General features: G+C 66.8%; 12 protein-coding genes. 3 read left to right on the top strand and 9 right to left on the bottom strand.

Features of this window, described 5'->3' with window-relative positions:
* Positions 1-9 precede the first annotated feature (9 nt).
* The 9 genes from lpxH to AC2A1N_RS17655 all read right to left on the bottom strand — a co-directional run bounded on the left by lpxH (position 10) and on the right by AC2A1N_RS17655 (position 13576).
* The gene (gene lpxH, locus AC2A1N_RS17695) at positions 10-756 is read right to left on the bottom strand and encodes a UDP-2,3-diacylglucosamine diphosphatase (protein WP_061479940.1); all 747 of its coding nucleotides are present in this window, start codon (positions 754-756) and stop codon (positions 10-12) included.
* Positions 757-848: 92 nt separating this feature from the next.
* Positions 849-1388: a phosphatase PAP2 family protein gene (locus AC2A1N_RS17690; protein ID WP_061479941.1), complete on the bottom strand. Its 540-nt coding sequence runs from the start codon at positions 1386-1388 to the stop codon at positions 849-851.
* Positions 1369-2514, bottom strand: coding sequence for a glycosyltransferase family 4 protein (locus AC2A1N_RS17685; protein ID WP_053500127.1), 1146 nt, complete (start codon positions 2512-2514; stop codon positions 1369-1371). Before AC2A1N_RS17685 ends, AC2A1N_RS17690 begins: the two co-directional genes overlap by 20 nt.
* Positions 2515-2684: 170 nt before the next feature.
* Positions 2685-5609: a TonB-dependent receptor domain-containing protein gene (locus tag AC2A1N_RS17680; RefSeq protein ID WP_061479942.1), complete on the bottom strand. Its 2925-nt coding sequence runs from the start codon at positions 5607-5609 to the stop codon at positions 2685-2687.
* 319 nt (positions 5610-5928) lie between these two features.
* Positions 5929-7455: an exopolyphosphatase gene (gene ppx, locus AC2A1N_RS17675; RefSeq protein WP_005415458.1), complete on the bottom strand. Its 1527-nt coding sequence runs from the start codon at positions 7453-7455 to the stop codon at positions 5929-5931.
* A 138-nt stretch (positions 7456-7593) separates the two neighbouring features.
* Complete coding sequence (gene ppk1, locus AC2A1N_RS17670) at positions 7594-9681, bottom strand: polyphosphate kinase 1 (RefSeq protein ID WP_484373033.1); 2088 nt, start codon at positions 9679-9681, stop codon at positions 7594-7596.
* 4 nt (positions 9682-9685) lie between these two features.
* Complete coding sequence (phoR, locus tag AC2A1N_RS17665; protein ID WP_061479944.1) at positions 9686-11017, bottom strand: phosphate regulon sensor histidine kinase PhoR; 1332 nt, start codon at positions 11015-11017, stop codon at positions 9686-9688.
* Between the two features lie 106 nt (positions 11018-11123).
* Positions 11124-11813 (bottom strand): phosphate regulon transcriptional regulator PhoB, encoded by a 690-nt coding sequence (gene phoB / locus AC2A1N_RS17660; protein WP_005408258.1) that lies wholly within the window; start codon positions 11811-11813, stop codon positions 11124-11126.
* Positions 11814-11929: 116 nt separating this feature from the next.
* Positions 11930-13576 carry a M48 family metalloprotease gene (locus AC2A1N_RS17655; protein ID WP_456043960.1) on the bottom strand — a complete coding sequence of 549 codons (1647 nt, stop codon included), beginning with the start codon at positions 13574-13576 and terminating at the stop codon, positions 11930-11932.
* 142 nt (positions 13577-13718) lie between these two features.
* Between AC2A1N_RS17655 and grxC the strand changes: the two genes are divergently transcribed.
* From grxC to AC2A1N_RS17640, 3 genes are all read left to right on the top strand, one after another.
* Positions 13719-14009 (top strand): glutaredoxin 3, encoded by a 291-nt coding sequence (gene grxC / locus AC2A1N_RS17650; protein WP_004154541.1) that lies wholly within the window; start codon positions 13719-13721, stop codon positions 14007-14009.
* Complete coding sequence (locus AC2A1N_RS17645) at positions 14006-14398, top strand: carboxymuconolactone decarboxylase family protein (protein WP_004154542.1); 393 nt, start codon at positions 14006-14008, stop codon at positions 14396-14398. The genes grxC and AC2A1N_RS17645 overlap by 4 nt, the downstream gene beginning before the upstream one ends.
* Positions 14399-14716: 318 nt before the next feature.
* Entirely contained in the window at positions 14717-15721 is a 1005-nt protein-coding gene (locus AC2A1N_RS17640) for an isocitrate dehydrogenase (RefSeq protein ID WP_012479261.1), read from the top strand.
* Positions 15722-15813: the final 92 nt, after the last annotated feature.

The following is a 15813-nucleotide window of genomic DNA, read 5'->3' as shown; positions in this document are numbered from 1 at the left end:
CGGCGGGAATTACCCGCGGGGCAGGGTATCCAGCGACCAGCCACTGGCATCCACGCGCAGCACCGAGCCCTGTTCGTACCAGTCGCCCAGCACGATGCGGGTGCAGGCGCGCCCGCCGGCCTGCAGCGTGTGGATCGCCGGGCGGTGCGTGTGACCGTGGATCATGGTGTCCACGCCGTGGCGGACGAAGGTTGCATCGACTTCGGACGGGGCCACGTCGGTGACGGTCTCGAACTGCGCGCGATCGCCCTGCTTCATTTCCGACTGGCGGGCCTGGCTGGCCTCGCGCGCCTTCTGCGCGAAGGCGATGCGTGCGGCCAGCGGCTGCGACAGGAACTGCGCCTGGAACACCGGGTCGCGGGTCTGCGCACGGAACTGCTGGTAGGGGATGTCATCGGTGCACAGCAGGTCACCATGCTGCAGCAGCACCGGGCGGCCGTACAGCTCGATCACGCACGGGTCGGGCAGGATGCGCAGGCCGGCACGGCGCGCGTAATCCTCGCCAAGCAGGAAATCGCGGTTGCCGCGGATGAAGTACACGGGCACGCCGCTGTCGGACAGCACCTTCAACGCATCGGCCACCGCATCGGCGGCCGGAGAGGGCGTGTCGTCGCCGATCCAGGCCTCGAACAGGTCGCCGAGAATGTACAGCGCATCGGCGCCGGGCGCCTGCTCGCGCAGGAAGCGCAGGAACAGGTCGGTGATCTCCGGACGGCTGGGGTCCAGGTGCAGGTCGGAAATGAACAACGTGGTCATGCCTGCATTCTAGGCCATCAATGATGATGGTAGCGCCGCGGGAGCGGCGGGGTCGGATCCCTTTCCGGCGGAAAAGCGATCTGATCCCTGGGCTACACCGGCAGCGGCAGCCAGGTCAGGCTGGCCGAAGCCAGCAGGACGGCGATGCCCGTGGCAGCGAGCACATCGGAAGGATAGTGCAGGCCCAGGACCACCCGCGACAGCGCAACGCCACAGGTGAACGGCACCAGCAGCGGTGCCAGCCACGGGTAGTAGGCCAGTGCCACGATGGTGAACGACACCGCGTGCAGGGTGTGCCCGGAGGGGAAACTGAACTCGTCCAGCGGCGCCACCCAGGCGCGGATGCGCAGGTCGGCCGCGTAAGGCCGCGGGCGCCGCGTCCAGCGCTTGAGGCCCTTGTACAGCAGCAATGCGGCCAGGCCGGTGGCGGCCATGTGCACCGAGGCGCGCAGGCCATCGAAGCCATCCAGCACCACCAGCGCGGCCATCAGCACATACCAGAACACGCCATCGCCGAGACGGCTGATGACCGAGAACAGGCGGCGCACGCGGCGGCGCCGGCAGTAATGGTTCGCCCGCCGGCACAAGCGCGCCTCGCGCCCTGCCAGCAGTTCAAGCGGCGTGGTGCGCATGGCCGCTCCTCCGCGACTGCGCAAGCTCGGCCAGCAACGCATCGAACTCGGCCACCACCTGCTGTGGATGCAATCGCTTCATCGCGCGTGCAGCATTGCCGCCCAGTTCGTGGCGTTTCGCGTCATCGGCGGCCAGTTGCACGGCGGCCTCGATGAACTGCTCGTCGCTGTCCACCGCTGCGCCGTTCTCGCCGTTGCGCAGGTACTCACGCGCGGCGCCGTAGTCGAAGGCCACGGTGGCCACACCGCTGGCCATGCTTTCCAGAGTCACGTTGCCGAATGTCTCGCTGCGGCTGGGGAACAGGAACAGATCGCCGCTGGCGAAGTGGCGGGCCAGCGCATCGCCGCGCTGGATGCCACAGAAGATGAAATCGGGATTTTCATGTGCCAGCTTCTCGCGGGCCGGGCCGTCACCCACCCATACAAAGCGTGCCTTGGGCCGGATCTGCTGCAGGCGGCGGAATGCCTTCACCGCCAGGCCGAGGTTCTTCTCGGCAGCAATGCGGCCGACATAGATCGCCACCAGGCCGTTGCCATCCACGCCCCATTCCTCGCGTAGTGCAGGGTCGCGCCGGCCCGGATCGAACTGCTGGCTGTCCACCGCACGGGCCAGCAGGCGCACGCGTTCGAAGCCCTGTTCGCCGAGGAACTGCTGTAGTTCGCGGGTCGGCACCAGGGTAGCGTCCGCCTGGTTGTGGAAGCGGCGCATCCAGCGCATGGCCGCGGCCTGCAGCCATGCCACGCCATAGTCGGGCAGGTACTCGTCGAAGCGGGTGTGGAAGCCGCTGGCGACCGGAATGCCGAGGCGGCGTGCGGTACGCAGTGCCGACCAGCCGAGTGGACCTTCTGTGGCGATGTAGACCGCATCAGGGCGCTGATTCTGCCAATGGCGGCCCAGCCGGATCGGGGCTGGCAGGCCGAAGCGCAGGCCGGGGTAGCGGGGCAGGGCAGCGCCGGGAACCAGCAAGGTGCCGGGTGCCGAATCCAGCGCTTCGGTGGACTGGCGGGGGCGGACGAGGTCGATCTCGTGTCCGGCTGCACGCAGACCCTGCTCCAGGCCCTGTACGGTGAGGGCGACGCCGTTGACTTCCGGCGGATAGGTCTCGGTGACGATGGCATAGCGCATGGCGGGCCTCCCGGTTTCCGGCATGCTCGGGCCTGGCGATGTAGCCGACATGACCGCTTTGCGACCGTCAGATGACGGGGGCGCCGGCCACCGCAGGGGCGCTGCGGCCAACAAAAAACCACGGCCCCGAAGGGCCGTGGTCCTGGTGCTTCATGTCACAGCGCGATGGATCAGAAGCGCTGCTGGTACTTCATGTAGACGAAGCGGCCGATGTCGTAGCCACCGTAGTACGAGAAGGCCGAGTTCGGCTTGCTGTACATGATCGGGCCGGTCTTTTCGAACACGTTGTTGGCACCGACCGACACGGTGGCATCCCACGGCAGCGAGTAACGCACCTGCACGTCGTGGAAGGTGACCGCACCACGCTCGTTGTAGTTGCGGGCGCCCTTGTACCACGGTGCATACACACCCGGATCCGAGCATTCGTCCGGGTACAGCGCGATGTTCGAGCAGGTTTCCTTCACGCCCGAGTAGTAACGCGCGGTCCAGCTCGCGCCGAAGTTGCCCCGCTCGTAGCCCAGCACCAGGTTGGAACGGACGCGGAAGGCGCTGCCGATGCCGTTGGTGACGATCGGAACGATCGAGTTGTCGTTGGAGGTGCGGTAGGTCGCACTGGACACGTAGGTGGTGGCCGAGTTCACGTTGAACTTGCCGAACCGGGTGTCCAGACGGTAGCTCACGTCCAGGTCGTAGCCTTCGGTTTCCATGAAGCCCGCGTTGCGGTTGCCGAACTTCAGGTTGGTCACGATGCCGGTCACCGGGTCACGCTGGAAGCGCGAGCAGCGCGCTTCGATGCCCGACTCGTAGCAGTCCTGCAGGATCTGGGTCGGCGTGTCGGCGATGATCGTGTTGTCGATGCGGATCTTCCACCAGTCCAGCGAGGCGTTGAAGCCCTGGATGAAGCTCGGGCTCCAGACCAGGCCCAGGGTCTTGCTGGTCGAGGTTTCCGGCGTCAGCAGCGGGTTGGACCCGGAGGTGAACGGCACCGGCGTCGCGTCCGTCGACGTGTTCACCGGGGTGCCGCCCTGGCGCAGCTGGCGGAAGGTATTCGCATTGGCGATGTCGCGTGCGCAACGTGCACGGACTTCGGCGCTGGAGGCCGAGGAACCGAAACGGGTGTCGCACGGATCGCTGAACTGCGCGAAGGTCTCCGAGCCACCACCGAACAGGTCGCTGATGGTCGGTGCACGGAAGCCCTCGGCCCAGGTGCCACGCACCATCAGCGAGTCGATCGGCTTCCACTTGAAGCCGAACTTGCTGTTGAGCGTGTTGCCGAAGGTGTTGTAGTCCGAGAAGCGGGTTGCGCCATTGAAGGTCAGTTCCTTCGCGCCCGGCAGGTCGGCCAGCACCGGAACGTTCACTTCCAGGTAGGCCTCGTTGACGGTGTAGTCACCGCCGGTCGGGCCTGCGGCCAGGTTGGTGGTAGCGCCGGTCTGGGCCAGGGCATCCGGGGTGTACTTGCCTTCTTCCTTGCGGCTTTCCACGCCGAAGGCGAAGCCGAGATCGCCAGCCGGCAGGGTCACGATGCTGCCAGCGATGTTGGCAAAGAAGTTCTTGGAGGTGGTGCGGCCCTTGGTGATCTCTTCCGGGAACAGCCACGCCTGCAGCTCTTCGTTGCCGTACAGGCCATCGGCAGCCGTCGTGCCGTACGGAACCAACGGGTTCCACGGCTTGCACACGTCATAGGAGATCGGTGCAGCGGCGGTACCGCACTGCACCTTGCCGGTAGCGGCGTTGTAGAACGACGGGCCGACGCCGCCGGCGACGCGACCCTTGTGCAGGTTGCCGGTGGCCACCGATTCCAGTTCATTGCGGTTGTACTGGTAGCCCACTTCCCAGTCGAAGTAGCGGCTGCCGATCTCGAACGAACCGTCGAACGACGCCACCGCGCGGTAGGTCTTCAGCTCGCTGGTGGTCACGCGCGGCACTTCCCAGGTGCGGCGGTTCCAGGCCACGGCGGTCGGGTTGGCGTAACCGTGCTGGCGGCCGAACGGGTTGAAGTAGCTGTTGATCGACATCGAGCCGACACCGGCGGTGCTCGACTGCAGCGGATAGCCCGCGATCTGGCGGGTGGACTCACGCTTGTTGTAGCCCAGCTCGGTGCGGAAGTTGACGTTGTCGGTGATCTTGAAGCGGCCGTCGAAATAGACCGAGTCGCGCTTGACCGGATACATCACATGCATCTGGTCGTTGGCGTTGCTCACGTCACCGGTGAAAGGCGTGGTATCGGTGAGGTGGTAATTGGCCGGGTTGGTGGGATCCGCGCCGCGGTTGAGGGAATAGCCGCAACCCGCAGTGGCGGTACAGCCCGGGCCTCGCAGACCGGTGAACTGGCCGTACTGGCTGATCGTGGTCCAGTTGCTGCTGTCGTACGGATGGCGATCGGTCATGCCGTACTTGCTGAAGCCGCGATCGCGCGCCCACACGCCCTTCTCTTCGGCATGCTCGGCGGACAGGGTCAACGACACGCGATCGTTGCTCCAGCCGGCGACCACGTCGAAGCGGTCACGCGCGCCGTCGCCCTGGCTGTACTGGCCGTGGTAGACGTTGGCAGTCACACCGGTGACATTGGAACGGGTGATGATGTTCACCACACCGGCCATGGCGTCGGAGCCATAGATCGCAGAGGCGCCGTCCTTCAGCACCTCGATGCGTTCCACGGCGGACACCGGCAGCGTGGAGATGTCCTGGTAGCCGGACGTGCTGATGCCCAGGCGCTTGCCGTTGACCAGCACCAGGGTGCGCTGGGTGCCCAGGTTGCGCATGTCGATGTAGGTGCCGCCCGCGTTCTCGCCTGCGGTCAGCGCATTGGCGCGGCTGATGGTCGGGCTGCCCATCGCGGTGACGTTCTGCAGGATGTCGGCAACCGAGCTGAACCCCTGCTTTTCGATGTCGTTGCGGCTGATCGCGAACACCGGCTGTGCGGTTTCCACGTCCACCTGGCGGATGCGCGAGCCGGTGATCTCGATGCGGTCGAGGTTGGTCGGGTTGGCGTTGCTGCCTTCCTGGGCAAACGCGGGCAGCGCCGCCAGCGCTGCAGTGGTAGCCAGGGCGTAGCGGATGGCCTGCCCCAGTGCGGTGGTGCGTGAAGTCATGGCGAGCTCTCTCTCTCTCAGGTCGTGCACAGGACGCCAAAGGGGGCGTCGAAGGAGCCAGCAGGGTCGATGACCGAGCCGGTGACCCGATAGTAGTCTCGTTAGTTAATGCTCTGTAAAGAGTTCGTATCCATTTATGTCACGCGGCCGCGCCAGTCTTCACAAAACGTGAACAAAAGCAGGTGCTTACGTGATGGCAGCGATTGCCCACAGCCCGCCGTTGTGTTGCGGAGCAGCACAAAAAACCGCCAGACTGCGCAAAGTGGGAGTGGGAAATGCGTCACCCCAATTGTCCTGTGGACAACAGCGGACAGCGTATTCAGGCCACGAACGGACGGAACTGGATGCCCAGCCCGGCGATGCCATCGGTCTCGCCGATCAGGTCCGCGCGCAGCAGCGGGCGGGCATCGATGAAGGCCTGCGGCACGATCAGCGACAGCCGGTTGTCGTCGGCGGTCAATTCCAGTGCCGGCAGCGGATCGTCTTCGTGGGCGCGGTTGAGCAGCACCGCCAGCCGCAGCAGGGCCGCCAGCCGGCGTGCGGTCAGCAGCAGTCGCTCGGGCAGGGCGTCGAAGGCGGTCTTGGTCACGCTGCGGCGGTGGCTGCGCACCAGAGCCGCCAGCATCTGCTGCTCCTGGCGCGAGAAGCCGGCGATATCCGAGTGTTCCAGCACATAGCTGCCATGCACGTGGTAGCCGCTGTGCGCGATCATCAGGCCCAGCTCGTGCAGGCGCGCGGCCCAGCCGAGCATGCGCGCATCGTCGGCATCGAGCCTCCAGCGCTCCTGCACCTGTTCCAGCAGGGACAGTGCGGTGTCCTGCACGCGCTCGGCCTGGACGGTATCGATACCGTAGCGCTGGCTGAGCGCAGCCACCGATTCGTCACGCAGGTCGTTTTCGCCGGCGCGGCCGACGATGTCATACAGGATGCCTTCGCGCATCGCCGCCTTGCTGACCAGCAGCTTCTGCAGGCCCAGCGCCTGGAAGGCCGCTTCCAGCACCAGGATGCCGCCGGCGATGATCGGGCGGCGGTCGCTTGACAGGCCCGGCAGCTGGATGTCGTCGATCTTCTTGGCCTTCAGCAGTTCATCGCGCAGCTGCGGCAGGGCCTCGGCGGTGATGGCGCCCTTGCTCAGCTTCATCGTCGCGCAGATCTCGCTGATCGCCTTGTGCGTGCCCGAAGAGCCCAACGCTTCCTGCCAGCCCAGCGCGCGGTACTTGCTGGCGAAAGGCTGGAACTCGCGGCCAATCTCGGCCAGCGCGTCCTTCCAGCGCTTCTTGCTCAGCTTGCCGCCGGGGAAAAAGCGCCGGGTGCTGGCGATGCAGCCGGCCTGCAGGCTTTCGCGCTCCAGGGTCTGCATGCCCATGCCGATGATGAACTCGGTGGAGCCACCGCCGATGTCGATCACCAGCCGGCGCTGGCCGGGCTTGGGCGGTTGCGCGTGGGCCACGCCCAGGTAGATCAGGCGCGCTTCTTCGCGCCCGCTGACCACTTCGATGGCATGCCCCAGTGCGGTTTCGGCCGGTACCAGGAACGACTGCGGCGAGCGCAGCTGGCGCACAGTGTTGGTGGCCAGCGCGCGCACCCGGTGCGGCGGCACATTGCGGATGCGCTGACCGAAGCGGGCCAGGCATTCCAGTGCACGTTGGCGTGCAGCGGAAGAGAGACCACCCTTGCCATCCAGGCCATCGGCCATGCGCACCGTCTCGCGCAGGCGGTCGATCACCCGCAGCTGGCCGAGCGTATAGCGCGCGATGACCATGTGGAAACTGTTGGAGCCAAGGTCGATGGCGGCCAGCAGGTCGCCATCCTGCAATGCGGGCGGAGTCGTGGTGGTGTGCGGCATGGACGAATGTTAGCCGAAGGGGCGGTGTGCTCGTCACCGCGCGGCCTTCACATTTTGGAAGAGGGGAGCGCGGCGGGACTGCAAGGGGGGCGGCACCTCCCGCTCCTGGTAGGTGTCGACCCTGGTCGACACACCGGGTCAGAGCCCCTGCATCAACGCCATCTGTGCCGAATGCGGCGCTTCGTCGTGGGCCGGGGCACGCTTGTGGTAGATGCCGTCGGCATCCAGCTCCCAGGCGTTGAGGTTGTCGTCAAGGTAGTTCTGCAGGACTTCGCGGTAGACCCGCTTGGCCAGTTCCGGATCGAGGATCGGGAAGCAGGTCTCGACCCGGCGCAGCAGGTTGCGTTCCAGCCAATCCGCGCTGGCGCAGTACATTTCCGGTGCGCCGTCGTTGCCGAACCAGTAGACGCGGCTGTGTTCCAGGAAGCGGCCGACGATCGAGCGCACGCGGATGTTGTCCGAGATGCCCGGCACGCCCGGTCGCAGCGTGCAGGCGCCGCGGATGATCAGGTCGATCTGCACGCCGGCCTGCGACGCGGCGTACAGCGCGCGCACCACCTGCGGTTCGTTCAGTGCGTTCATCTTGGCGATGATCCGCGCCGGGCGGCCGGCGGCGGCGATGCGCGTCTCGCGCTCGATGCGGCCGAGGATGCCGGTGTGCAGGGTGAAGGGCGACTGCAGCAGGCGCTTGAGCTTCATCTTCGACGCCAGCCCGGACAGCTGCTGGAACAGCAGGTGCACGTCATTGCCGATGTCCGCATCGGCGGTGATCAGGCTGATGTCGGTATACGCGCGGGCGGTGCCGCTGTGGTAGTTGCCGGTACCCAGGTGCACGTAGCGGCGCAGCTTGCGGCCCTCGCGGCGCACGATCAGCAGCATCTTGGCGTGGGTCTTGTAGCCGACCACGCCGTACACCACCTGCACGCCGGCTTCCTGCAGGCGATCGGCCAGGCCGAGGTTGGCTTCTTCGTCGAAGCGGGCGCGCAGTTCGACCACCACGGTCACGTCCTTGCCGTTGCGTGCGGCCTGGATCAGCGCGTCGACGATCAGCGAATCCTTGCCGGTGCGGTACAGGGTCTGCTTGATCGCCAGTACGTTCGGATCTATCGCCGCCTGCCGGATCAGGTCCAGCACCGCGGTGAAGGCATCGAACGGGTGGTGCAGCAGCAGGTCCTGGCGCGCCGTGGTCTCGAAGATGCCGTCGCTGTCGCGCAGCGTGCGCGGTGTCATCGGCGGGTACTTCAGGTCCGGTTGCGCGATCAGGTCGTACAGCTGGATGATGCGGTTGAGGTTGACCGGGCCATCGATGCGGTACACCGCGTTCTCGGTCAGGCCGAAATTCTGCAGCAGGGTCCGCACGATCTCGCGCGGCATGTCGTGCGCGATCTCCAGCCGCACCGCTGGCCGGTAGCCGCGGTCGACCAGTTCGTCGCGCAGTGCCAGCGCCAGGTTCTCCACTTCCTCCTCGTCCACCACCAGCTCGGAATTGCGGGTGACGCGGAACTGGTAGGCGCCCTGGACTTCCATGCCCGGGAACAGCTCATCGACGAAGGTCGACAGCACCGACGAGAGGAACACGAAGTTCTGGGGCCCGCCGAGCTTTTCCGGCAGCTGGATGATGCGCGGCAACGAGCGCGGCGCACGCACGATGGCCAGGTGGCCGGCGCGGCCGAACGCATCGGTGCCCTTGAGCACCACCACGATGTTCAGCGACTTGTTGAGGATCTTCGGGAACGGGTGCACCGGGTCCAGGCCCAGTGGCGACAGCACCGGCATGATCTCGTTGCGGAAGTAGGCGCGCAGCCAGCGCTTCTGGCGGTCGGTCCAGGAGTGGCGGCCGAGCACGCCGATGCCGGCCTCCATCAGCGCCGGCCGCAGCGTCTCGTTCCAGCAACGGTACTGCTGGTCCACCAGTTCGGCGGCGCGGTCATGGATGGCGCTCAGGATGGCCTGCGGGCTCATCCCGTCCGGTGCGGGTGGCAGGCCGTACTCCTGCGCGTGGCGCACGGCGGCGGCACGGATCTCGAAGAACTCGTCGAGGTTGGTGCAGGAGATGCACATGAAGCGCAGGCGCTCCAGCAGCGGCACCTGCGGGTCCATCGCCTGGGCCAGTACGCGGAAGTTGAAATCCAGCTGTGACAGTTCGCGATTGATGTACAGCGCCGGGTCGCGCAACGGATCGCTGTCCGGGCTCACGGGGAGGGGGAGGGATCCGAGGCTGCTCATGGCGTCATTCTTCGATGGAGGTCAGGGGGGCGGACTCGCGCGGGCGCACGTGGTCGGCATCGAAATGGCAGGAGAACACCGAGCCCTTGCCGACTTCGCTTTCAATTTCCAGCCGTGCGTGGTGCAGGCCGAGGATGTGCTTGACGATGGACAGGCCCAGGCCGGTACCACCGCTTTCGCGCGAGCGGCTGCTGGAGACACGGTAGAAGCGTTCGGTCAGGCGCGGCAGGTGGGTGGCCGGGATGCCGTAGCCGGAGTCACGCACCGCCAGCACCGCACCGTCGCCCTCGCGGCGGAACTCCACCGCGATGCGGCCACCGGCCGGCGTATAGCGCACCGCATTGGTGACCAGGTTGGAGAAGGCGCTGTGCAGCTCCTTGGTCGAGCCCTGAAGGTCAACGCCGGCCAGGTCGTCGATGCTGATCTGGTGGCGGCCCTGGCTGTGCGCTTCGGCTTCGCGGCGCAGGGTGGCCAGCATCGGCTGCATGGCCACGGTCTCGTCCTCGCTGTGTTCCTGCGATTCGAGGCGCGACAGGGTCAGCAGGTCTTCCACCAGCTGGGCCATGCGCTGGCTCTGCTTGCGCATTTCTTCCAGCATCGGTCCGGTTCCCGGGAAATCCTCCGGGTCCATCATGTCCAGGTAGCCGTGGACCACGGTGAGCGGCGTGCGCAGCTCGTGTGAAACGTTGGCGACGAAATCCCGCCGCACCTGCTCCAGGCGCAGCAGCTTGCTGACGTCACGCGCGATCAGCAGCCAGTAGTCCGACGAATAGGGAATCAGGCGCAGGTTCAGGCGGATCGCCGGATCGACCGGCGAGGGTACGTCCAGGATGGGCTCGGCATTGCGGCCACCGGCCAGCCAGTGCGCCAGCGGCATCGGCTGCAGGCGCTCGACCAGGGCCTCGCCAAGGTCGCCGGGATGGTGCAGGCCGAGCAGGGCGGTGGCCGCTTCGTTGAACCACTGCACGCGCTGGCTGTTGCGATCCAGCACGACGACAGCATCGGGCAGCGCGGCGGCGGCGGCGCGGTAGCTGCGCAGCATGTCCAGCAGGCGGCGCTTGCGCACGCGCATTTCCACCTGGTTGCGGTACAGCAGGCGGTCCAGTTCGTTCCAGACGCCGGTGCCTTCTTCGGCGGTGTCCCAGCGCTGGCGAGCGGTCAGCCGGCGCAGAACGCTGCGCAGGCGCCAGTAATGCCAGGCCAGGGTCGCCAGCGCGCCCAGTGCGATGCACAACCACAGATGGCCCGTGAACCACCCCACCAGTCCGGCGAACAGCAGCACCGCGGCAACGGTGGCCAGGGTCTTCAACCAGGCAGAGCGGATGTGGCGGGGCATTGCGATCTCGTCGTTGAGGTGCGGCGGTTCACTGGGGTGAACCGAGGGTTATAGCAGAGTTGCCCGCACCGGCACCTGTAAGTGCGCGGTGCCGGCACGACGAGACTCAGGTGGCAGTGGAGAAGCGGTATCCGGCGCCGCGCACGGTCTGCACCATGTTCTCGGCGTTGAACGGCTCCAGCGTCTTGCGCAGGCGCCGGATATGCACGTCGATGGTGCGTTCCTCCACGTAAACGCTGCCGCCCCACACATGGTCCAGCAGCTGCGCGCGGGTGTAGACGCGCTCCGGGTGGGTCATGAAGAAATGCAGCAGGCGGTATTCGGTCGGGCCGATCGGCACCGGCTGGTCGTTGGCGAACACGCGATGGGCGGCGCCGTCGATACGGATCGGGCCGACGGCTACGCTGCCGTCCTCGTCATCTTCGCGGGCGCGGCGCATGACTGCGCGGATGCGGGCCAGCAGTTCGCGTGCCGAGAACGGCTTGACCACATAGTCATCGACACCGGCCTCGAGGCCCCCGACGCGATCGTTCTCCTCGCCGCGGGCGGTCAGCATGATGATCGGCACTTCGCGGGTCAGCGTTTCCTTGCGCCAGCGACGGGCCAGGTCCAGGCCGCTGGTGCCGGGCAGCATCCAGTCCAGCAGGATCAGGTCGGGAACGCGATCGGCGATCGCGGTCTGGGCCTCCCGGGCATCGCCGGCGTGGACCGGTTCGTAATCGCCCTTGCGAAGGGCGAAGGCGACCATTTCACGGATCGCGGGCTCGTCATCGACGATCAGGATGCGTTTCTGCACGAGGACACCGTAGGGCTCGGTTACTGGAGTGGTGCCAGTAGACTACGGTTTGATGACATGTTTGTGACTACCTGGCCGGAACCGGCCTGGATTGCCATCGGCCGGTCATGCGGTGCTCAGCGACGGTCCAGATCCGGGTCCTGCACGCCCTGCCGGCGCAGTTCCAGCACCGTCGGGGTGATCGATTCGATGCGCGCGTCAACCCGCGCGCGGCCGATGTAATCCAGCGCCGGGTTGCGCTTGAGCGCCTGCAGCTGCATCAGCGCCTGTTCTGGCCGCCCGCTGAGGAAGGCGGCCTCGGCATAGGCCTCGCTGGCGCGCACGCTGTCGCCAGCCAACTCGCTGGCGCGGGCGAAACGCTGCTGGAAGACCGGATCGTTACCACTTTGCGACAGCAGCGGGCGCAGCATCGCCTGCGCACGCTGGCCGGCTTCGCGGCTGCCTTGTTCGTTCAGGATCTCGGCATAGGTCAGTGCCACCGGGCGGCTGTTGGGGTGTTCGCGCAACAATTGCTCGAAGCGGCTGTTGGCCTGGGCCGCCTGGCCTGCGCGCGACTCCGCCTCGCCCAGGCCCAGCGCCAGCCACAGGTTGCCGGGGTGGCTCTGCAGCAGGCCGGCCAGGGTCTGCCGGGCCTGGCCGGCACCGGCACGGCCACCGCGCATCACCGCCAGCGCCTGGCCGTAGCGCTGCGCATCGTTGAGGCCGTCCTTCTGCCGCTTGGCCAGGTCGGCGTACTCACGCTCCAGCTCGGGGGTGGAGTCCGCGCTGAGCACGCGCAGGCGCTCACGCGCCCACTCGAAGTCACCGCTGGCGCCACGGTTGAGCTGGCCGATCGGCAGGCGCAGCACACTGCCGGGCAGCAGCGGGTTGTTGCCGCGCAGCAGCGGCTCGCCCAGGCTGGGATCGGCCGGGTCCACCCGCTCCTTGCGCTCGCCGGTGGGGGTGCTGGTGGTGAGAAGCACCGTATCCTTCTTCATCTGCTGGGCGCGGGACTTGGCCTCGCTGATGCGGGTGATGTTGACCGGGTGGGTGCGCAGGAACTCGGGCACGCTGTAGCCGCCTTCGTTGCCGCGCATGGCTGCCGACATCCGCTCGAAGAAGCCGGCCATGGCATCCACGTCGTAGCCGCTGCGCGACAGTGTGCGGATGCCGAGGCGGTCGGCCTCGGACTCGTTGGAGCGGGTGTAGTTGATCTGCCGCTGCTGCATCAGGCCCATGCCCGAGCTGATCGCCGCCATCGTCGCGTTGCCGGACGACGTGCTGTTGCTGGCCTGGGCGGCCACTACCGCCGCCAGCATGCCCAGCAGGATCGGGATCTGGTCGCGCTGGGCGCGCTCGACACCGCGCAGCACGTGCTGCTGGGTGACGTGGGCGATTTCGTGGGACAGCACCGCAGCAACCTCGTCCTCGCGCTCGGCGGTCAGCACCAGTCCGGCATTGACCCCGATGTAGCCGCCCAGCGTGGCGAACGCGTTGATCTGGCGGTCGTTCATCACGAAGAAGGTGTACGGCTGCCGCGGCTGGTCACTGTTGGAGCCGAGCCGGGTACCCATGGTCTGCAGCCAGTCGTTGACCAGCGGATCTTCCAGCAGGTAGCCGTAGTTGCGCAGCTCGCGCAGCATCATCGCGCCGTACTCGGCCTGGCGGGCCGGGGTCAGCAGCTCGCCGGCCGAAGAGCCGATGTCGGGCAGCTTCTCCTGGGCCTGGGCCAGCGGCATGGCCAGGGCCAGGGTGACGGCGGTAGTCAGCAGCAGGGCTCGCAAGCAGAAGGTCCTCGGGCGGGGCGCACCAAGCGTGGCAGGGCGGGGGGCAACCATTCGTTAATCCACAGTGTTGCGGCCGTGGCGTGGAAATTCCAGCGCACCGGTACCATATGTAGACCGTCGATCCATCGTGGAGTTTCCCGTGACAGCCCAGACCGCCGGCGGTGCCCCCGCCATCACCATCTATTCCACTGCCGTCTGCCCGTACTGCGTGGCCGCCAAGAACTTCCTGAAGAGCAAGGGCCAGCAGTGGACCGAGGTCCGCATCGACCTGGACCCGGCCGAGCGCGAGAAGATGATGGCGCTGACCCGCCGCACCAGCGTGCCGCAGATCTTCGTCGGCGACGTCCATGTCGGCGGCTACGACGACATGATGGCCCTGCACCGTGAAGGCAAGCTCGAGCCGCTGCTGGCCGGGCAGGGCCAGGCATGAGCGCGGCCGACGACGGCAGCAAGGACCGCATCGCCGAGTTCACCGAGTTCCGCAAGCGCATGAACGAGCGCATCCTGGGCGAACCGAACCAGGTGGTGCGCCGCTTCTTCGCGCTGGATACGCAGACCTACCAGGCCGGCGCGCTGGACGTGAAGACCAAGGAGCTGCTGGGCCTGGTGGCCTCGATGGTGCTGCGCTGCGACGACTGCATCAGCTACCACGTGGCCCAGTGCAAGGACGCCGGGGTGACCCGTGAGGAGTTCTTCGAGACCTTCTCGGTCGGCCTGGTGGTGGGCGGCTCCATCGTGATCCCGCACCTGCGCCGCGCGGTCGACTTCCTCGACCAGCTCGAAGGCGGCGCCGCCGCGCCAGCCGCGCACGAGCACTGAGGTAGCACCGGGCCATGCCCGGCGGAGACGTGAACGAAAAGCCGCCGGGCATGGCCCGGCGCTACCGGATCACGGCCGCGCGCCGGGGCATTTCCCGCGATCCAACCGCCCAAGAGCCCCTTCTTGTTGAAGGGGCGCGCCGACAGGCGGGGGAAGAGGAGGAATGCACGGGCAATTATGCCTTTGCCGGGGTCAGGACCATGGTCTACTTGGGTAGCCGGGCCCGGCTAAGGCATAATTGCCGGTGAAACTTCCTTTGCGCCGGCGTTTCCGGGCACGTCCGGACGGCGTTTTTCCCCCTGTTCGGAACATCGATCAATGACGCAGAAAATTACGGTCATCCGCGGCGACGGCATTGGCCCGGAAATCATGGACGCCACCCTGTTCGTGCTCGACCAGCTCAAGACTGGCCTGGAGTACGAAGACGCCGACGCCGGCCTGGTGGCCCTGGAAAAGCACGGCGACCTGATGCCGGCGGTGACCCTGGAATCGATCGCGCGCAACAAGGTCGCGCTGAAGAGCCCGCTGACCACCCCGGTCGGTGGTGGCTTCACCTCGATCAACGTCAGCCTGCGACGTCATTTCGACCTGTACGCCAACGTGCGTCCGGCCCACACCTTCCCGAACACCAAGTCGCGTTTCGACAACGTCGACCTGATCACCGTCCGTGAGAACACCGAAGGTGCCTACCTGGCCGAAGGCCAGGAAGTGTCGGCCGACGGCGAGACCGCCTTCTCCGGCACCCGCATCACCCGCAAGGGCTCCGAGCGCATCGTGCGCTACGCCTTCGAGCTGGCCAAGAGCACCGGCCGCAAGAAGGTCACCGCCGTGCACAAGGCCAACATCATCAAGTCGACCTCGGGCCTGTTCCTGAATGTCGCCCGTGAAGTCGCCGCGCAGTACCCGGACATCGAGTTCCAGGAAATGATCGTCGACAACTGCTGCATGCAGCTGGTGATGCGCCCGGAACAGTTCGATGTGATCGTCACCACCAACCTGTTCGGCGACATCATCTCCGACCTGTGCGCCGGCCTGGTCGGCGGCCTGGGCCTGGCTCCGGGCGCCAACATCGGCAAGGATGCGGCGATCTTCGAAGCCGTGCACGGCACCGCGCCGGACATCGCCGGCCAGGGCAAGGCCAATCCGTGCGCGCTGCTGCTGGCGGCCGCGCAGATGCTGGACCACATCGGCCAGCCGGAAAACGCCGAGCGCCTGCGCAAGGCCATCGTGGCGACCATGGAAGCCAAGGATTCGCTGACCGGCGACCTGGGTGGCACCGGCACCACCATGAGCTTTGCCAAGGCAATTGCCAGCCGCCTGTAAGCGGCCGGCCGACCTCGGTCGGATCCACAGCGGGGCGCCTTCGGGCGCCCCGTTGCGTTTTTCCGCCTCTGTAGAGTCGAGCATGGCTCGAC

It is taken from the genome of Stenotrophomonas maltophilia group sp. SKK55 (assembly GCF_057179845.1).
This window is presented reverse-complemented; position numbering and strand designations above follow the sequence as displayed.